Raw genomic sequence first — 19,477 nt, 5'->3', positions numbered from 1 at the left:
TCGCGTACTGAATACGTTTATCGGTGATATCATCCTGTCGCCTTAGTCGCCGAGGTGTCAGTCGGTATTCTCAATTGTCATACTCTTGCCAAGAGCTCCAATAGTCCGAGCCTGAAATACCCCTACCTCGTCTCCGCCGTTAGATAGTGCCGCAGCAGTCTCCAGAACATCATGCAGCACACGCCTCTTGCGAAACGGTATCCTGCTGCCGCCTTCCTCTACAAACTTGTAAACGGACTTGAACGTTTGAGATGCCATCTCCGGATGACCGATACCGCGGCGTGCCAGCGTGCTACTCGATTGAGTCAGAAGAATGGCACATTCCGCAACCCTCTCGTACAGCTTGCTATCATCCGAAAATTCCCGAAGGATTACAGACCCCACCTGGACACCATTAGCAGCCTTTTCGAATGCGCCTTGATAGTCAGCTGTCTTCATAGCATGGTCTGCCCACTTGCACCAATTTTCCACCAAAGCGGAGCAAGCAATCAACTTATGCCTGCCAGACGCATTTTCCAGCGCCTTTTCAATATAGCCCTGGCCCTCATCGAACGCACCATACCAGGTCAATACCCGACCCAGGAGCAGCGCGGTGGGCTGGCTTGGAACGAGATCATATGCTTTGCGAGCGTGGGGGACTGCCAGCTCGGCGTCCAGCCTCTGTCTAGCGAGTACGTTCGCAAGCTCAAAACTGGTTGTCGCGACAGATGCATCATCAGAAGCATAACCAAGTGCATGCTGGAACTTCTCAACGGCAGTCCCATGATTACCCTCCATTTTGTGAACGTGACCAGATACCCGATGCACTTCGGAATATTCAGGAGCGAATGCCTCCGCTCGCTCAATATTGTCATGAGCCAGTGCATATTGGCCCGACTTCGCGAGTCGCAACGCTCGATTCAGAAGGAATACTGCAGATCGATCGTTCTCATCGCGAGCGAGCACCCTTGTGGTGTCGATCCGATCGATCCTGCCTCCGATACCGACCCTTGCAGACTCGCGGAGTTCCTGCTCACGACGCAAAATTTCTGATATAAATCTACCTTGCAGATCTGGCCGCGGAAGAAATATTCGAGCCGTTTCTGTCAGCACCAATTTCCCAGCGGCAGCACCGTTCGAATCGGCCTCGATACTTACCAGAGAGCCACGATTAAGCTCTTGTGTGGCGCGTCGAAGATCATCGATCGCAAAGTTGGTCAATACCGAGAATTCAGCGAATCCGATAGCGCGATCCAGTGTTCGCAATATATTCAGTATGACATGGGATTCGTCACTCAATCGTTCATACACGTTCCGCACGCAAAAATCGAGAAGTTGCCCCTGATCAGTGACCACGTCGAGGGGGACTCTCCCTGATTCAGCCGAAAGAACATACCAACGTATTGCCAATGGGCTAAACCTCAGTTTTCGGACGGTCTCGCCAAGGTCTTTATCCGACATCCGGAGTAGAGACTTTTGTCCTCGGGCCGAAGCAAACTTTCTCAACAGCAGCTTGGATTCCTTCTCGCTGAGAGGCGGAAGTTTGAAAGTTCGCTCTATCTGCCCGATTCCAACCCTGCTTGTGAACAAGTAATTGACCGTCGTAGGCAGACGGTCATACATCTCGACAACTTCGTCGCCGCGCACTGTTTCAAGATTGTCGATAATTATGAGACATTGGATTCCATCCAGGGCAAAAGCTAGATCACCCAGACTACCCGAGAAATCGCCCGAAATTCCACGGCCGATCTCAACGACAGATTCAGGCACAGCGTCAATAGCACCTCTAATTGCTTCTACACCGTGTGCCGTCAGTCGTTCCGTCTTGAGAGAAACCCACAGTATGGCTTCGTACGGATTGTCATCACTATCAAGCAGCTTATATGCGATGTCCAGTGCCAACGCCGTTTTCCCGATCCCTCCTTCGCCGATAATGGTAATAACAGCGTCGCGACGTCGCTTCAGGTCACGCAGCAGCTTTTCCGCCTCGTCCTTTCTTCCAATGAAGGTGGTCTCGTCGTAATCAACCTCAGGAAGGTTATGTACAATTTTTTCGTCCGAAGGCGACAACCGCTCGAAATATGGCTCCCATGCCGGATCCTTTCGCAATCGAGTGAGCGTCGTTTTCACGTTGTGCCAATACCGTGTTTGAAATTCATCCAGGATAGATACGGCCTGCAATAGATCATCCGCATTAAGAGGGCGACCGTGCATTACTCGATGCCGAATCGGGACCAGGCTCTGGATGCGTGGCGCGTTCTTGGCGAGCTCGGTAGTTAAAGCGTACGGCAGTTCGTCCTTGTTTCGGAGCAACAGGTCGTATGTCGCCCGAAGATCCATATAGTGAATTAGACTCGCAGCGTCGCTGTTCTCGTCTCTATCCTGCCGATTTACTGCTTCGATGAACTCGCTTTCAGTTAACAACTCACGCTCGGAATAATCAGCAAGTAACGTTGTTTCGATTACCTTGCGCATATCGTGCTCGAAACCATCAATAAGGACATATAACCTTGCACGACTCATTCGTACGTCGCCGATGCCGACCGCCGTGCCCATTATTCTTCCCCTATTCGTTGTACTGAAACGTAGTTGAGATCCACAGGCCGCCGAACGCTACTCGTCGGCTGGAGGTCCGGCGGGGAGCCCGCAGATCCCTCCAACAACCACACGACTTGGTGTTCGGAAGTGTGATGTGCCGCGCCCGATAAACCCAGCACCGTCTTGCCCACGCCAGGGCATCTGGTGGGGGCCCGTTCCAGCCGATAACCGACCTCGAGCGATGAGTTGACAGTGCTCGCCCACCCGGCGCGTTCCGATTCACGACAGACAAAAATTAGAGGCGCGCGCCGTAAGGCAATCAGGCATCACTGGTAACCCCCTATCTCGCCTTCGCTTGCAAGATAGCCTACTCCGCCATGCACCCAACGGAAAGCACTGCCACACAGGAGATCACGTCGATGCAACTCGCGATGCCGACACTGAATTCCACTACAGGTCGAGCCGGGCCAGGACGTGCGGCCACTCATTACGTTCCTGTTCTAGGCGGAGACCATCCTGGTGCACAAGCGTGAGAGTCGGTTGTTCGTCCGGCATCAGATAGGGAACCGCCGATGCTGGTCGTCCTGCTCGAAACAGCCAGTTCGGACCGTTCCGGCCGAAGTCTCGGTCCTCCAGCAAAGTGTTCGTGTGCGAGATACCAGTACGGGATCCGGTCAAGGTTGCCGAACCCTGGCTGTCGCGGTCGCACAGCCAGCGCTGCGAGCTTGCCCTGCGAAGTGGCGAATAGAGGCGAGGACACGGCAACGATTAGCGGCCGCACCGGGCAAATCGACGCGGCGGCGGTGGTTTACGACGCCGGGCCCGCGCGTGCCGCAGGTGCCGACCAGCAAGGCTTCCACCGGTCTTCGAGCTGCGCAATCCAATCGGTACGTCCCCCGGCGGGGGAAGACGGCTAACACGCAGCCCTGACTTCGTATGCTCGGTCAGCCACGCGACCACGACGGACTAGCGGTCGAAATCTGCGAAGATCTACCTCGAGCCGGACTGGATCTGCTGAGCGCCGAAGCGCAGTATTTCCCAGACAAGCTCACCAGGTGAAAGCCTGACTGCGCTACGCCTCGGCGGCCAGCTGGCCGCAGGCGGCGGCGATCTCCTGGCCGCGGGTATCACGGACCGTGCAGGGCACGCCCTGTGCCTCGACCCGGCGCACGAATTCTCGTTCGACCGGTTTCGGGCTGGCATCCCATTTGCTCCCGGGGGTGGGGTTCAGCGGAATGACGTTCACGTGCACGCGCGGGCCGAGCGCCTTGTGAAGTTTCGCGCCGAGCATATCCGCCCGCCACGGCTGGTCGTTGATATCGCGGATCAGCGCGTATTCGATGGAGACACGACGGCCGGATTTATCGGCGTAGTAGCGCGCCGCGTCGAGGACCTCGGATACCGGCCAGCGGTTGTTCACCGGGACCAGGGTGTCGCGGAGTTCGTCGTCGGGAGTGTGCAGGGATACGGCCAGGGTGACCGAGAGATCCTCGTCGGCGAGTTTGCGGATCGCCGGGGCCAGGCCCACCGTCGACACCACCACATTGCGCTGCGAGATCCCGAGACCGTCCGGGGCGGGCGAGGTGATACGGCGGACCGCGTTCACCACCCGCTTGTAGTTGGCCAGCGGCTCCCCCATCCCCATGAACACGATATTCGAGAGGCGGCCGGCCCCGCCGGGGACGGCGCCGTCGCGGAGATCGGCCGCGGCGGCACGCACCTGGTCGACGATCTCGGCGGTGGACAGGTTGCGGTTCAGCCCGCCCTGGCCGGTAGCGCAGAACGGACAGGCCATACCGCAGCCGGCCTGGCTGGAGATGCACAGGGTGGCGCGGTCGGGGTAGCGCATGAGCACGCTCTCCAGCAGCGTCCCGTCACCGGCCCGCCACAACGTCTTGCGGGTCTCACCGGCATCACAGGTGATATGCCGGACGGGGGTCAGCAGCGGCGGGAAGAGCGTTTCGGCGACAGTAGCCCGCACGGCAGCGGGCAGGTCGGTCATTTCGGCGGGATCGGCCTGCAGCCGGCCGTAGTACTGGCGGGCGATCTGGTCGGCGCGGAACTTCGGCAGCCCGAGTTCGGCCATGGCGGCGCGACGCCCCTCGGCATCGAGATCGGCGAGGTGGCGGGGCGGCATCCCGCGGCGGGGTGCGTCGAAAACCAAGGGCAAGGGCGCGGTCATAGTGCTACCAGTGTGGCATCTCGCCCGATGTGACCAGCGACAAGCCACCTCGAGGTGCGGGGAGGCACACCGACCCGGCGGCGCGATCGACGAGCGGAGCGGAAATCCGTGCGCCGGCGATAGCTGTCGGCAATCATCGACATATGGCGACCTCTGATGATCGAACCCCTGAGCCCGGTGCTGTCCCCGGTACGCCGGCCGGACGGCCGACCGAGCCGATCGGCGGCAAACCGGCACCCGCCGCTACCGGCCGGAAAACGACCGACCGGACCCGCCGACGCAAGGAGGTGGGCAAATCCCGGGTCGGCAATACCTGGATCGCGTTGATCGTCGCGGCGATCCTCGGCATCGTCCTGCTCATCTTCATCATCCAGAACTCGCAGGATGCCGATGTCGAAATGCTCTTCTGGAGCTTCTCGCTGCCGCTGGGTGTGACGATCCTGCTCTCGGTGATAGCGGGCGCCCTGGTGATGGCTCTGGTGGGCGGCGTCCGGATTGTTCAGCTGCGCCGGGCGGTGCACAAGCCCTGACCCGGCGGGCGGGCGTCAGACGAGTGTGCTGAGTACCAGCCAGGACACGAACGCCGAGGGCAGCATGGAATCGAGCCGGTCCATGATGCCGCCGTGCCCGGGCAGCATCGTGCCCATATCTTTGATGCCCAGCTCGCGCTTGATCTGCGATTCGATCAGATCGCCCAGGGTCGCGATCACAACCAGACCCACCCCGAGCACCACTCCGATCATGGAGTTCGCTTCCAGCAGCAGGGTCACGGTGAGCAGACCGCCGATGATCGCGAACACCAGCGACCCGCAGAAACCCTCCCAGGATTTCTTCGGGCTGATCGAAGGCACCATCGGGTGGCGGCCGAACAGCACACCGGCCACATAACCGCCCACATCGGAGCACACCACCAGGATCATGAAGGTCAGCACCCGCAGGTTGCCGTCCGGATCCTCCAGCAGAAGCAGCACCGCGAACGAGGCCAGCAGCGGGATCCAGGCCAGGGTGAACACCGTGATGGCGGTATCGCGCAGAAAGTTGCGGGGTGCGGTGTGCAGGCCGTGGTCGAACAGCCGCCAGACCATACAGGCCAGCACCGTGGCCGCGAACGAACCGGCCATTCCACCGGCACCGAACGGCCAGCCCATCCAGAACACCGCCTGACCGCCGAGAATCAGCGGGGTGCGGGGTACCAGCACATCGGCTTCCCGCAGCCGTTTGGCCACCTCCCAGGTGGCGATGCCGACTGCGACACCGGCGACACCGATGAAAACCTTCGGTACGAACAGCAGGATGGCGATGAGCGACACCCCGAGGGTCAGACCGACGGCGAGAGCGGCCGGGAGATTCCGGCCCGCCCGGGACCGCCGTGTCGCAGTGTCCGCGGGTGCATCGCCCGCGGGCCCGGACCCCGCGGACCCACCGGCCGGCGCAGAACCGGCGGACGCCTCCGTGGGCCCCCCGGCCGCAGATGTACCGGTGGACGCAGCGCCCGCACCCGACCCGGTGCCCGTGCCCGCACCGGTCGATGCCGCCGCTGCGGACGCACCGGTCGCTGCCGGTGTCGATTCGGATCTGCCCTCGGCCGGCGGCTGCGGTCGGGCCGCACCGGTCGCGGCGGCTTTCTCGGCCACGATTGTCCCGTCGCTCAACTCGTCGTCGTTCCGTTCGTTCCCACCCGAAGCGCGCGTAGCTCCGCTCCGCTGTTCTCATTGTGCGTCAATCCGCGGACCCGGTGGTCCGGTGGACGCCGGCCCGGTGTCGCTGCGACACCGTATTCCGCACGGCACCTACCGCTCGTGCCGTCTCGGACGATCTGCGCATCCCACGTCACCCGACGCGCCTGCGCAAAGTACACCACCGCTGCTACAGCGGAAACATCCAGATCGCCGCTCAGATCTCGAGCAGTTCGGATTCCTTGTGTTTCACCAGCTCGTCGATCTGACCGACATACCTGGCCGTGGTCTTGTCCAGCTCCTTCTCGGCCCGCCCGACCTCGTCCTCGCCGGCCTCGCCGTCCTTCTGGATCCGGCCCAGCTCGTCCATGGACTTACGGCGCACATTGCGGATCGAGACCTTGGCGTCCTCGCCCTTCTGCTTGGCCTGTTTGACCAGTTCGCGGCGCCGTTCCTCGGTGAGCTGCGGGATCGAGATACGGAGGATGTCGCCGTTGTTGGTCGGGTTCACCCCCAGGTCGGAATTGCGGATCGCGGTCTCGATCGGCCCCAGCTGCGCCTGCTCGTAGGGTTTGACCACCACCATCCGCGGCTCCGGCACGGTGATACTCGACATCTGGGTGATCGGGGTCGGCGATCCGTAATAGTCCACCACGACCCGCGCGAACATCCCCGGGTTCGCACGCCCGGTCCGGATGCTGCCGAGATCGTCCTTCGCCACCGAGACGGCTTTCTCCATCTTTTCCTCGGCGTCGAAGAGCGCTTCTTCAATCACGACCGTTCCTCCACTGCGTCGTCATCGTCATGACCCGCGGGCCCGCGGTATCAGGATCGAACCAATGTGCCGATCTTCTCACCGGCCACCGCCCGGGCGATATTGCCCTTGGTCAACAAATTGAACACCAGGATCGGCATCTGGTTGTCCATACACAAACTGAACGCCGTCGCATCGGCGACCTTCAGATCGCGTTCGATGGCTTCCTTGTGGGTGATCTCCTCGAACATGCTGGCGTTCGGGTCCAGCCGCGGATCGGCGTCGAACACCCCGTCGACGGCCTTGGCCATCAGCACCACCTCGGCGCCGATCTCCAGTGCACGCTGCGCGGCCGTGGTGTCGGTCGAGAAATACGGCATCCCCATTCCCGCACCGAAGATCACGACGCGCCCTTTCTCCAGATGCCGCTTGGCACGCAACGGCAGGTAGGGTTCGGCGACCTGCCCCATGGTGATGGCGGTCTGCACCCGGGTATCGACGCCCTGTTTCTGCAGGAAATCCTGCAGCGCGAGACTGTTCATGACCGTGCCGAGCATGCCCATGTAATCGGATCGGGCGCGTTCCATCCCGCGTTCCTCGAGTTCGGCACCGCGAAAGAAGTTCCCGCCGCCGATCACCACCGCGACCTGTACACCGGTGGAGACGACCTCGGCGATCTGCTCCGCAACAGTTTGCACCACATCGGGATCCAGCCCCACAGTGCCGCCGCCGAACATCTCACCACCCAGTTTCAGCAATACCCGGCCATATCCTGGGCGGTCGGTCCCGGGGTGCGTCATCGGTCGGCGTCTCCTTCGGCGATCGGCAGTGCTCGGTGGGTCGTGTTCGTGGTGCGAGGTCGCCGGGGAACCGGTACCGCCCGCTTCCGAGTGGCTCGGGCGCGGCGCGCGGCGACGTGGCAGGGCCAACACAAGGCGGCCTCTATCCTGCCCTACGCCGCTCCGCGCCGATACGACGGGGCGGCCGACGGTAAAACCACCCCGCTCAGCACGAAACCCCCGCCGCAGTGCCTACGACGGGGGTTTACGCGAAGCGATCAGGCCTGACCGACCTCGAACCGGGCGAACTTGGTGACGGTGACACCGGCTTCGTCCAGCAGGGCCTTCACGGTCTTCTTGTTGTCGGTGACCGACGGCTGTTCGAGCAGCACGACATCCTTGAAGAAACCGTTCACGCGACCCTCGGTGATCTTCGGCAGGGCAGCCTCGGGCTTGCCTTCCTCACGAGCGGTCTGCTCCGCGATGCGGCGCTCGTTCTCGACGAGGTCGGCCGGGACCTCGTCGCGGGTGACGTACTTGGCCTTGAGCGCGGCGACCTGCATGGCGGCGGCGCGGGCGGCCTCCGCGGCGGCGTCGCCGGAACCGGTGTACTCGACCAGCACACCGACGGCCGGCGGCAGATCCGACGCCCGCTTGTGCAGGTAGGTGGCGACCGGGCCGTCCAGGGAGACAGCGCGACGCAGTTCCAGCTTCTCGCCGATCTTGGCGGCCAGCGCCTGCAGCGCCTCGTCGACGGTCCGGCCGTCGAGCGCCACGGCCTTCAGCGCGTCCACATCGGCCGGTTTGGCGGCCGCGGCGGCGGTGACGATCTGGTCGGCCAGCTCCTGGAATTCGGCGTTCTTGGCGACGAAGTCGGTTTCGGAGTTGATCTCGATCATCACGCCGTCCTTGGCGATGACCAGGCCCTCCGCGGTAGTGCGCTCGGCCCGCTTGCCGACATCCTTGGCACCTTTGATGCGCAGCAGCTCCACGGCCTTGTCGAAATCGCCGCCGGTCTCGACCAGCGCGTTCTTGCAGTCCATCATTCCGGAGCCGGTGAGCTCCCGCAGCCGCTTCACGTCAGCGGCGGTGTAGTTCGCCATCGGGGGCGAGCCTCCTTCGAGAATGTCAGGTACCGGTCAGCGGTGGTCACGACTGATGCAACCGTGACCACCGCTGTGGGAAATTCGGGTTCGGCGGCGCTCACCTCGGCAGTGCCGGTGAGCGCCGGCCGGACACGGGGTTGACGACTCAGGCCTCGGCCGGGGTCTCCGCGGGCGCTTCGGCCGGGGCCTCGGCGGCGGGGGTCTCGGCGGCCGGGGCCGCCTGCGCCAGCAGCTCCTGCTCCCACTCCGGCAGCGGCTCGGCGGCCGCGGCTTCGGGCTTGTCGTCGCCGCCGGAACGGCCGGCCCGGGCCTGCACGCCCTCGGCCACCGCGGAGGCGACGACCTTGGTGAGCAGGGCGGCGGAACGGATCGCGTCGTCGTTACCCGGGATCGGGTAGTCGACCAGGTCGGGATCGCAGTTGGTGTCCAGGATCGCGATGACCGGGATGTTCAGCTTACGGGCCTCGCCGACGGCGATGTGCTCTTTGTTGGTGTCGACGACCCAGATGGCCGAGGGCACCTTCTGCATATCGCGGATACCGCCGAGGGTGCGGTCCAGCTTGTTCATCTCACGCGTGAGCATGAGGATTTCCTTCTTGGTACGCCCCTCGAAACCACCGGTCTGCTCCATGGCCTCGAGTTCCTTGAGGCGCTGCAGGCGCTTGTGCACGGTGGAGAAGTTGGTGAGCATGCCGCCCAGCCAGCGCTGGTTCACATAGGGCATACCGACCCGGGTGGCCTCGGCCGCGATGGACTCCTGGGCCTGCTTCTTGGTGCCGACGAACAGGACGGTGCCGCCGTGGGCGACGGTCTCCTTGACGAACTCGTAGGCCTTATCGATGTAGGTCAGCGTCTGCTGCAGGTCGATGATGTAGATGCCGTTGCGGTCGGTGAAGATGAACCGCTTCATCTTCGGGTTCCAGCGACGGGTCTGGTGCCCGAAGTGCGCGCCGCTGTCGAGCAGCTGCTTCATTGTTACGACAGCCATAGCTCTCGTACTCTCTTTCGTTGCCGGTTGTCGCAGCGGGCCGGCGGCCTGCTGCCCTGGCACCACAGAACGCTCGGACCCGATCGGTGGATCGGGACCAGCCGAGGCGTCCCCTGTTCGGGAATTGCGCCGACGGCCTTCGGCTCCGCGAGGAGCACGAGGCGGGCAGCGCCGTGATGAACAAGCACGGTGGTGCGCGAAGTCGATCGGTGCCCGCACGAACAAAGCGCGAACACAGACCGCTCGGCCAGTTTACGGCGTGGGCTGCGGGAATCGGAAATCGGCCGGTCGCACGGGCACGACCGGCCCTGCGCGAACCACTCCTCTGAAAAAGAAGATATTCACAGCAGCCGGGTTATCCACAGGTACCGGAATTGCGGGTTCCGGACGGAATCCTCCTTGGGCAAGCTCAGCATATGACCAGTGACGACACCGTGAAAGACGATCGGTCCACCCCCGGCGGGCTCCCACCGGCGCCACCGAGCTGGCCTCATATCGCACTCCGCGATCGGCCACCGGAAGCCCACGGCGAACGCAACGCGGAGTCCCGCCCGCCGTGGCCCCGAAGGTCCCCCGAACATCCGCCGCACCGCTCGACGGACACCGGAGAGCGGGGTCCGATCCGGTGTCGGCACGGCCGCCCCGCCGACCCTGCGCCGCGCGCCCGGCACGGCCTCCGCCCACGTATCGCCGGTCACGGACGGTGCGCCGATACCCGCCGCCGGGTGAACCCCGGCCGGCCGGAGGCGGGTGGTGTACCGGTGACAACCACCGAGCCGGAGTCTCGGCCATCCGGGTCGACGGCAGCCCAGCCCGAAGGTCCCGGGGATGCCCGCACCACCGGTCCCAGCGCTGTCGAACGGCGGGCCCGGCGCTATGAGCGGCGAATGACCTGCGGCGTCGTCCGGCCCGCGAATCACCCCGATTCATCGCCGGCGCCCGATTCCTGCGGATCGCAGCGGACCGCCCCGGGGCGCACCCCTCGATTGCCCGCTGTGCGGCCGGCTGTGGCACCGCTTCCACCCGCGACTCCACACCGCCTCGTACCCGGCCGCCGTTTCCGGCGCTCACCCGTATGGAACCCGATCCAGCGCCCGGGGCCGGAAGATTATGCCGGCGAACGATATCGGTCGATCCGAGGCCGGGAAGGGAACGGGCAGGGTGGCACCGCCGACCGAGCGATAACGTCCGGCGGGCGGCAGGGACATCGCGGCACTCCCCCACGAACGGCGCAGGAAAATGGCGAACCATCCAACCCGGCGATGTCACGCACGGCGCGGACAGCACTCGGTGATGCCACGCGCCGATCGTCCACGTATCAGAGAGGGCACGGCGGTGGCCGCATCCGGACTACACGGCCGCCGGCCAGGCCCGACCAGCGGGTCGGGAGGGGCTCGGACCTGGCCCGCCGCCGGCACCGGCACCACCGGACGACCGTGTCGCGACGGCGATCGGGCGTGCTGTTCGGCGCCACCTTCACGACCGTCCTCCTCGCGTTCTCCCTGATGCCGGGCGTCACGGCCACCGCCGATTCCGGCGCATCCGCTGTGCCGGAACCGGCCGGAATCAGCGCAACGGCGGACGGCCGTCCCCCGGCCGCCGCAGGGACAGTGCCCGCAGCGGATGCTCGGATCCCGGGTGCGGAGGGAGCCGGCGCGGCGGCGCGCGTCATGCCATCCGTTCCAGCCGCGAGCGGCAGTACGCAGCGCTTCGAGAGCGCGACGGCCATCCGAGGCCTTCCCGTCGCCCACAGTGATATGGCTCCACAGGTCGTGGGCCACGTGCGGCCGGTCCGGTCCGGGTTCGCTCCCACCGTCTCCTCGGGCACACAACTCATCACAGCGAGCGGGGTCGCCGGATGCGGGTCGGGTTCGGGTTCGGGCTCGGAGAGCGACCGCCGATCGAAGTCAGCTCCCCGATCGAAGTCAGAAGCCGGGTCGAAGTCAGCGCCCGGGTCGGGATCTGTGCCCTGGTCGGGATCTGCGGCCGGGTCGGGGTCTGCGGCCGGGTCGGCGTGCCGGGTGATTCCGCTCCTGGGTGAGTTGGTGGGCACAGTGATCCGGCTCGCCCCGCTGATCGCCGCACCGCCTTGCCGGTGCCCGCATGGTCCGGAATAGGAACACCGCCGCCGGGACGGGCGTATGGAGGGGGTACGCCCGCCCCGCGGCAGTGGGAGTCAGGACCGTGCTGGTTCTCTCGGCGCTGCTGCCGGCGTCGGTATCCGGCGGCGCCGCGGCGGCCGCCCCGAACGAATCGTTCGGGTGGCCGCTGCGGCCGCGCCCGGCGATCGAGCGGCCCTTCGACCCGCCGGAACAGGACTGGATGCCAGGACACCGCGGCGTCGACCTCACCGGAAGTCCTGGGCAACCGGTCTACGCGGCCGGCCCGGGAACCGTCGTCTTCGCCGGCCGAGTAGCCGGTAAGCCGGTCGTATCCATCCGTCACGAGGGAGAACTGCGGACGACCTACGAACCGGTGACGCCGGAGATCACAGTGGGTAGCAGGGTCAGCCGCGGCACCCAGATCGGCGTTCTCCAGCCCGGACACGCCGGGTGTGCGGCAACCTGCCTGCACTGGGGCCTGCGCCGCGAGAGCACCGGCCGAGCGAAACGGGAGTACCTGGACCCGCTCGGCCTCCTGCGCCTGACCCCGGTCCGGCTGAAACCGGTGCACCCGAGCGGCACAGCCGAACCGGCTGCGCCGGCCGGAATGCCGAGCGGGCGCTGATCCGGACCCGCGCGCCCGTTCGGAACCGCCGCCGCACCGCATATGTCGGTTGCCGCTATCCAACCCGCATCGGACAAACCGATACGGGAGCGGCGAAACCGGACGCCACCGATCAGAGGAGTGAGAACTCATACCGGCTAGCAGACCGCACACAACCGGAGCGACCGCCGAAATACGCACAACGCGCACGGCCGGAGCGAATGCGGAGGTACGCAGGGTGCGCACGGCCGGAGCGAATGCGGAGGTACGCAGGGTGCGCACGGCCGGAGCGAATGCGGAGGTACGCCTACGCGGCAACCGGGGTGGCCAGCACGAAGCCGAGGGTGACGACAGCGGTCAAGACGACCGCCACGGTCGCCCACCGGACAGTGGCGGCCCCCGAGCCGCCGGCACCGTGGTGGAGACGAAGGTTGCGCCGGTAACCCAGTGCCGCCACAACGAGAAGAACCAGGCCCGCGATACCGGGAGCCAGCGCGGCCGCCTCCCATCCGGCTTCCAGCACGGCCCGGAGAAGCAGCAGGGCGACCGCTACGGCGCCCAGGCACGTGCGCCGCCACGACAGCGCGGTCCGTTCCGCCGCCAGGCGTATTTCGGTGGGATCGGGCACGGTCAGGGCCTCAATGCAACAACACCGCCACGCAGGCGAGAACCGCGACGAACGCCGTCCCGGCAGACAGGATCGGAACGAGCACGGTGCCCGGCAGGGGCCGGCCCGCGTCCATGGCCGCGCGGATCCGTCGCCAGTGCAGGTAGGCGCCCACCGCGACCACCAGCGACAGCACGAGGCAACTGATGGCCAGCGCGGCGCGGAAATCCGTTTGCCAATGCTCCACGACCACGGTGTGCACCGCGACCCCGCCCGCCAGCAAACCGAGCGCTGTTCGGATCCACGACAGGAAGGTCCGTTCGTTGGCAAGGGTGAACCGATAGTCGATCGGCGCCGCAGCATGTTCTACGAGCGCGCCGCCGTCCGGCTCGCGGGCTTTTCCCTGCGGCGTGCTCATCGGGCATTTGTGCTGGGCGTGATCTGCACACTCACCTCCCGATCCGCTGATCGACCCGGGTGGGCGGATCCGCTGGACAGCGTAAACGCCCACGCTGCGACACGTCCACGAACCCGCGCCGTCTCCAGCATGTCCAGCCGAGCACGGCCCGTGGACCGTAGCGATACTGCCATCGCCGGATCGTCCGCCGACGTCGAGCCAGGAACCGACCGTCAACCAGCCCACCGCCCCTCCCCTTGACGGATAGGAAGCGTGTGCTGGTCACGGGAATGTCCGGAGTCGGCAAATCATCACTGCTGCACGAGCTCGCCGCCCGGGGCCATCGGACCGTGGACACCGACTTCGCGACTACTACGAAACGGTCGAAGGCGAAAGCCTGTGGCGCGAGGACCGGATCCACATACTGCTCGCGGACGAGTCGCCGGAGCGCGGGGGAGCGCTCTTCGTCCCGTGCACTACCAAGGAATCAGGTCCGCTTCTACCCCCGCTTCGACTACATCGTGCTGCTCACCGCGCCGGCCCAGGTCCTTACCTCCATACAGTGGAGCCGCTACTGCGAACAGTCGCAACGCTCGAGGTGGTCACGACCGTCCCGGTGTCAGAGGTTGCCGATCTGGTCCTCCAGCATGTGCTCTGAGCCGAATGTGGTCACCCCCTCTGCCACCGGCGATCGCCCCTCCGTCGGGCCTGGCACCAACCGGCCCAGCAGTCATCGACAACCGGTGCGCCCGACCAGCGACAGCCGGCCTGCCCTGCCGGGTGCACCGGCTGTTGTGTGCCTGCCTGTCCACACGGCCGGAAGCGGCTTCTGTTGCGCCGACAGCGGCTTCATGCACGGGGGTGCGCCTGGTCGTGGGCCTTCCGGAGTCGGTCGATGGAGACGTGGGTGTAGAGCTGGGTGGTGGCGAGACTGGCGTGGCCCAGCAGTTCCTGCACCACACGCAGGTCGGCGCCGCCTTCGAGCAGGTGGGTGGCCGCGGTATGCCGGAGCCCGTGCGGGCCCATATCCGCTGTGCCCGGAACCGCGGTCACCGCGGCATGCACAACGGTCCTGGCCTGCCGCTGGTCCAGGCGCCGGCCGCGCCGGCCCACCAGCAGCGCACGGCCGGATTCGGGGGCGGCCAGCAGGGGCCGGCCGTGGTGCAGCCACTGGTGCACAGCATCATCGGCCGGGCCGCCGAACGGGGCGGACCTTTCCCGATTCCCTTTACCCAGTACCCGCACGACCCGGCGTTCCCGGTCCACATCATCGATATCGAGCCCACACAGTTCGCTCACCCGGATCCCGGTGGCGTAGAGCATCTCGATGATCAATCGATCGCGCAACGCCATCGGTTCCTGTTGTGCCGCACCGGTTTCCACCGCCGACATCACCCGACCGGCCTGCTCCTGCCCCAGTACCGCGGGCAGGCTGCGATGGGCTTTGGGCGCCGCGAGCCGCACACCCGGGTCCACCTCGAGCCGGCCGGTGTGGGTGAGCCACGCGGTGAATGTCCGCGCGGCGGAGGCCCGCCGGGCCATACTCGTCCGAGCCGCCCCGTGTTCCGCGTGCGCCGCCAGCCAGGAGCGCAGTGTTGTCAGGTCCAGTTCACGCAGCGAGGCATCGGCGGCCTGTGCGAGCAGATGCCGGAGCAGGGATCGTGTGTCGCCGAGATAGGCGCGCACTGTATGGGCCGACCGGTTGCGGCCGAGTTCCAGGTATCGCCCATATTCGGCCAGCAGTGCCGCCAGATCCGGGGGTAGCTCGTCCACCCTTTCACCGTCGCCTGCGGGCCGTCGCTCCGCAAGCCCACGCGCCGGTATCGGTTGCCGGTCGCGGGCGACCACGCGACCTCTCTGCACAACACGAATCGCTCCCTGCGAATCCGCCCCGCTGCGTGTACCTGCAGAGAGCGATCCCGGCGGGCTCCCCAGGCGCGCACCCGTGCCCGCGACGAGCGGCTTGGACCACGTAGCCGCACCGGAGCAGGAGCAAGGTCGAAGATTTTCCTGTCACTGCTGTCCCCTGGACCGCGGGGTGGTATTCCCAGCTTTCGGTCTCAGCCGATACCAGCCCGACTCAGCACTGCCGGCCAACCCGGCCAGATCCAAGGCGGCCAGGGCGGCGCGAACCTCGGCCACGGCCACCCCGGTTGCTGCGCACAACTCATGCGGCCAGCACCCGCCGGTGTCGGGCAACGCGGCGTACACAGCGGCCTGGGCACCGGTGAGCTGTTCTCCCGGCGCTGTCGCCCGGCCCGCCACGGGCAGGTGGAGTGGCGCGGCGTCCGCGAGGATGTCGTCCACGCAGGCGACCAGCGTCGCTTCCCCGTCGCGGATCATCCGGTGGCAGCCCGCGGAGGCCGCCGAATCCACCGAACCGGGTACTGCCAGGGCGGGGCGGCCCATGCGGCGAGCCCACTTCACCGTATTGCGCGCACCACTGCGTATCCCGGCCTCGACGACGAGTACACCGTCAGACAGGGCCGCTATGAGCCGGTTCCGGGCCAGGAAATGATGTTTGCGGGCCACGGTGCCCGGTGGGTACTCACTGATCACCAGGCCTGTTTCGGCGATCCGGTCCAGGAGGCGATCGTGCTGGGCGGGGTAGGGCCGGTCGGCACCGCACGCCATGACGGCAATCGTGGCGCCACCGACCGCGAGCGCCGCACGATGGGCCATCCCGTCGATACCGAACGCGGCACCGGAGACGACAGTCCAGCCGTGGGCCGCGAGTTCCCCGGCCAGCGCGCCGGCGACCCGGTCGCCGTACCCGGTGCTGCAGCGGGCACCGACCACCGCCAGCGCCCGCTCGGTCAGTTCGGCCAGGTTGCGGTTTCCGCGCACCCAGAACACCAGTGGGACCGCGCCGTCGGGGTCACGCCCGGGTTGCAGCTGCGACAGCCCCAGCATCCGCCACGCCGGCCACTCCGGATCGTCCGGTGTGACCAGCCGGCCGCCGAGTGCCTGGATCGCCTCCAGGTCCTGTGCCGCCAGGTCCCGGCTTCGGCGTTGCGCTGTCGCGGCGCGCAGCACATCCGGTAGTTCCCGTTCCCGGACTGCGCGGGCCGCTTCCACAATGCCGATCGAATCGATCAGCGCGGTCAGCGCCGGACACGGCCCGAGCACGACCCGGGACAGGTAGGCCCAGGCGAGCCGGCGTTCGTCGGACTCACCGGCGGCCCCCTGCGCCCCCGATGATCCGAGCCCGCCGGGGTTCATTGCGTCCCCCGTTGCCGGAAGTTGAGCGCCTGCATGACGTCATGTGCGCTGGGCCGGTCGCCACCGCGCAGATCGCAGACCGTCCAGGCCACTCGCAGCGCACGGTCGGCGCCCCGCGCCGATATCCGGCCGAGCCGCAGTGCCGCCTCCACCGGTGCCGTGACTTCGCCGGGTAGCGGAAATTGCCGTCGCAGGGCGTGTCCGGGCACTTCGCCGTTGGTGCGCCAGCCGTACTCGCACCAGCGCGCCGCCGCTGCCGACCGGGCCGCTGTGACCCGCGCGCGAACTGTCGCACTGTCCTCGGAGTCGCCGGCCGTCAGCCCGGCGGTCGACATCGGATGCATCTGCAGCCAGATATCGATGCGGTCCATCAACGGACCGGATAGTTTGCCCAGGTAGCGGCGCCGGGCCAGCGGTGGGCAGATACAGTCGACATCGCGGGCGGGGGCGCAGGGGCAGGGATTCGCGGCCAGGATGAGCTGGAAACGGGCCGGGAACCGGGCGACCCCGTCGCGGCGGGCGATCCGGACCTCGCCCTCCTCGAGCGGAGTGCGCATCGCCTCGAGCACCTTGGCACCGATTTCGGCGCATTCGTCCAGGAACAGCACTCCCCGGTGAGCACGGCTGACCGCACCGGGCCGCGCCGAACCCGATCCGCCGCCGACCATGGCGCTGACCGATGTCGAATGGTGGGGTGCGACGAACGGGGGTGTGGTGATCAACGGCTGTTCGTCGGAGAGGGTACCGGCGACCGAATGGATGGCGGTGACCTCCAGCGCTTCGTTCTCCGACAGCGGCGGCAACACGCCGGGTAGCCGCTGCGCGAGCATCGTTTTCCCGATACCGGGCGAACCGGTGAGCAGGAGGTGATGTCCACCGGCCGCGGCGACCTCCAGCGCCCACCGGGCCTCGTGCTGGCCCGAGACATCGCGTAGATCCCCGACCGGAGGTACCTGTTGCGGCAGAAGCGCCCCGGATTCGGCGAGTTCGCGCTCGCCGCGTAACCAGTCGAGGGTGGCACGCAACGTCGGCGCGCCGAGGACCCTGATTCCGGCGACCAGACCCGCTTCGGACAGCGCTTCCTCCGGGACGACCGCTGTTTTCCGGCCCGCGCGGCGTGCCGCGAGCACCGCGGGCAAGATCCCGCGCACCCGCCGCAATCGGCCGTCGAGCGCCAGTTCTCCCAGCAATACCGTCCCGGCGAGCCGACTCGACGGAACGATATCGGCCGCGTCCAGCACCGCTACGGCCAGCGCAAGATCGTAAACAGAGCCCACTTTCGGCAAAGTGGCGGGCGACAGCGCCAGGATCACCCGCCCGTCGGGCCATTTCTCGCCGGTGTTGGCCACTGCCGCACGCACCCGGTCCCGCGATTCCTGCAGCGAGGTGTCCGGCAGTCCCACCAGATGAACCGACGGCAGCCCCTGCCCGATATCGGCCTCGATCTCCACGACCTGTCCGTCGATCCCGCGTACCGCGATCGAGCAGGCCCGGCCCAGCGGCATCAGAACACCCCCTCGAGGTGCTCGATCACGGGCTCACCGGTCCGCGACAGCAGAACCGAGACCACATCGAACCGGATGCGCTGCCACGGTCCGTCCTGTTCGGTGAGCCAGAGCAGGGCCAGCCGGCGGATACGCCGCCGTTTGTCATGGGTCACGGCTTCGGCCGGTATCCCGAAGCCGAGACCCGATCTGGTTTTCACCTCGACGAACACCGTGACGCCCGCGTCCCGGACGATCAGATCCAGTTCGCCGTACCGGCAGCGCCAGTTCCGGCAGACGATCTCCATGCCGGCGGCCTGCAGATACCGGGCCGCCAGTTCCTCCCCTTGTGCGCCGAGCGCAATGTTGTGTCCCACCCGCCCAGCATCATGCGCAAGCTGGCCGCCGAGCCCGTCCCGACCTGCGGAAATCGTAGCCCTGTGGACAAACCCGACGTGTGGATAACTGGGATATCTGCAGGTCGGGCGACCGGATCGGCGAGCTGCAGTCACCAATACCGGCGCTGACCGGACAGTTCGTTGGAGGCTCGACCGAGTTCCCTGGGAAATCACGGCGGTCGCGCCCTCGAACATCACGGCGGTCGCGCCGAACAGCTGGATCGCCTGGCGCACCACGACGCACCTGGCCACGAGTGCCGGAATTTGTTCGGCCGCCGCCGAGCGACCGGAGCGCCGCTGCTGACCCGCCGAACTCGAGACCCGGCGGGCAGCGGCAGCGGATCACTCCGGTAGGCGCAGGTCCGGCTTCTCCAGCTCCTCGATATTGACATCCTTGAAGGTGATCACCCGGACGTGTTTCACGAACCGCGCCGGCCGGTACATATCCCAGACCCACGCGTCGCTCATCCGGACTTCGAAGTACACCTCGCCGTCGGCGTTCTGCGGGCGGAGCTCCACGGAGTTCGCCAGATAGAAACGGCGCTCGGTTTCCACCACGTACGAGAACTGACCGACGATGTCCTTGTACTCCCGGTACAGCGAGAGCTCCATCTCGGTTTCGTATTTCTCGAGGTCCTCGGCACTCATCGGGTGGAACGTC

15 protein-coding genes and 1 pseudogene are annotated in these 19,477 nt (G+C 66.2%); 2 read left to right on the top strand and 14 right to left on the bottom strand.

Going from position 1 to position 19,477, the window contains the following annotated elements; genetic code table 11:
- Window positions 1-57 precede the first annotated feature (57 nt).
- Together ACIA75_RS21210 and rlmN are read right to left on the bottom strand one after the other, a co-directional pair.
- Window positions 58-2,535, bottom strand: a complete 2,478-nt coding sequence (locus ACIA75_RS21210; protein WP_397106465.1) for an NB-ARC domain-containing protein — start codon at window positions 2,533-2,535, stop codon at window positions 58-60.
- Window positions 2,536-3,589: 1,054 nt separating this feature from the next.
- A complete protein-coding gene (gene rlmN, locus ACIA75_RS21205) occupies window positions 3,590-4,699 on the bottom strand; it encodes a 23S rRNA (adenine(2503)-C(2))-methyltransferase RlmN (RefSeq protein ID WP_397106463.1) in 1,110 nt (369 codons plus the stop codon).
- Between the two features lie 143 nt (window positions 4,700-4,842).
- Here rlmN and ACIA75_RS21200 point away from each other — a divergent pair, with 143 nt between their 5' ends.
- Window positions 4,843-5,229, top strand: a complete 387-nt coding sequence (locus ACIA75_RS21200; protein WP_397106461.1) for a lipopolysaccharide assembly LapA domain-containing protein — start codon at window positions 4,843-4,845, stop codon at window positions 5,227-5,229.
- Between the two features lie 15 nt (window positions 5,230-5,244).
- On the opposite strand, the pseudogene ACIA75_RS21195 reads toward ACIA75_RS21200, so the two are convergent.
- The 5 genes and pseudogenes from ACIA75_RS21195 to rpsB all read right to left on the bottom strand — a co-directional run.
- A pseudogene (locus ACIA75_RS21195) lies at window positions 5,245-6,066 on the bottom strand (phosphatidate cytidylyltransferase); the annotation flags it as partial.
- A gap of 526 nt (window positions 6,067-6,592) precedes the next feature.
- Window positions 6,593-7,150 carry a ribosome recycling factor gene (gene frr / locus ACIA75_RS21190; RefSeq protein ID WP_397106459.1) on the bottom strand — a complete coding sequence of 186 codons (558 nt, stop codon included), beginning with the start codon at window positions 7,148-7,150 and terminating at the stop codon, window positions 6,593-6,595.
- A gap of 50 nt (window positions 7,151-7,200) precedes the next feature.
- Window positions 7,201-7,929, bottom strand: a complete 729-nt coding sequence (gene pyrH / locus ACIA75_RS21185; RefSeq protein ID WP_397106457.1) for a UMP kinase — start codon at window positions 7,927-7,929, stop codon at window positions 7,201-7,203.
- A gap of 257 nt (window positions 7,930-8,186) precedes the next feature.
- Window positions 8,187-9,011 (bottom strand): translation elongation factor Ts, encoded by an 825-nt coding sequence (gene tsf / locus ACIA75_RS21180; RefSeq protein WP_397106455.1) that lies wholly within the window; start codon window positions 9,009-9,011, stop codon window positions 8,187-8,189.
- A 148-nt stretch (window positions 9,012-9,159) separates the two neighbouring features.
- On the bottom strand, window positions 9,160-10,002 hold the full coding sequence (gene rpsB / locus ACIA75_RS21175) for a 30S ribosomal protein S2 (RefSeq protein WP_397106453.1): 843 nt from the start codon (window positions 10,000-10,002) through the stop codon (window positions 9,160-9,162).
- A gap of 2,184 nt (window positions 10,003-12,186) precedes the next feature.
- Here rpsB and ACIA75_RS21170 point away from each other — a divergent pair.
- Window positions 12,187-12,729 carry a M23 family metallopeptidase gene (locus tag ACIA75_RS21170; RefSeq protein ID WP_397106451.1) on the top strand — a complete coding sequence of 181 codons (543 nt, stop codon included), beginning with the start codon at window positions 12,187-12,189 and terminating at the stop codon, window positions 12,727-12,729.
- Between the two features lie 286 nt (window positions 12,730-13,015).
- Here ACIA75_RS21170 and ACIA75_RS21165 read toward each other — a convergent pair whose 3' ends face one another.
- From ACIA75_RS21165 to ACIA75_RS21135, 7 genes are all read right to left on the bottom strand, one after another.
- Entirely contained in the window at window positions 13,016-13,336 is a 321-nt protein-coding gene (locus ACIA75_RS21165) for a DUF202 domain-containing protein (protein WP_397106449.1), read from the bottom strand.
- A 10-nt stretch (window positions 13,337-13,346) separates the two neighbouring features.
- Window positions 13,347-13,733, bottom strand: coding sequence for a YidH family protein (locus ACIA75_RS21160; protein WP_397106447.1), 387 nt, complete (start codon window positions 13,731-13,733; stop codon window positions 13,347-13,349).
- 828 nt (window positions 13,734-14,561) lie between these two features.
- Window positions 14,562-15,485 carry a tyrosine recombinase XerC gene (locus tag ACIA75_RS21155; protein WP_397106445.1) on the bottom strand — a complete coding sequence of 308 codons (924 nt, stop codon included), beginning with the start codon at window positions 15,483-15,485 and terminating at the stop codon, window positions 14,562-14,564.
- A 240-nt stretch (window positions 15,486-15,725) separates the two neighbouring features.
- The gene (gene dprA, locus ACIA75_RS21150) at window positions 15,726-16,934 is read right to left on the bottom strand and encodes a DNA-processing protein DprA (RefSeq protein ID WP_397106442.1); all 1,209 of its coding nucleotides are present in this window, start codon (window positions 16,932-16,934) and stop codon (window positions 15,726-15,728) included.
- On the bottom strand, window positions 16,931-18,439 hold the full coding sequence (locus tag ACIA75_RS21145) for a YifB family Mg chelatase-like AAA ATPase (protein ID WP_397106440.1): 1,509 nt from the start codon (window positions 18,437-18,439) through the stop codon (window positions 16,931-16,933). Before ACIA75_RS21145 ends, dprA begins: the two co-directional genes overlap by 4 nt.
- The gene (locus ACIA75_RS21140) at window positions 18,439-18,795 is read right to left on the bottom strand and encodes a YraN family protein (RefSeq protein ID WP_397106438.1); all 357 of its coding nucleotides are present in this window, start codon (window positions 18,793-18,795) and stop codon (window positions 18,439-18,441) included. The genes ACIA75_RS21145 and ACIA75_RS21140 overlap by 1 nt, the downstream gene beginning before the upstream one ends.
- 363 nt (window positions 18,796-19,158) lie before the next feature.
- Window positions 19,159-19,464 carry a DUF2469 domain-containing protein gene (locus ACIA75_RS21135; RefSeq protein ID WP_011210678.1) on the bottom strand — a complete coding sequence of 102 codons (306 nt, stop codon included), beginning with the start codon at window positions 19,462-19,464 and terminating at the stop codon, window positions 19,159-19,161.
- Window positions 19,465-19,477 lie beyond the last annotated feature (13 nt).

Source organism: Nocardia sp. NPDC051750 (genome assembly GCF_044453135.1).
Classification (GTDB): Bacteria; Actinomycetota; Actinomycetes; order Mycobacteriales; family Mycobacteriaceae; genus Nocardia.
This window is presented reverse-complemented; position numbering and strand designations above follow the sequence as displayed.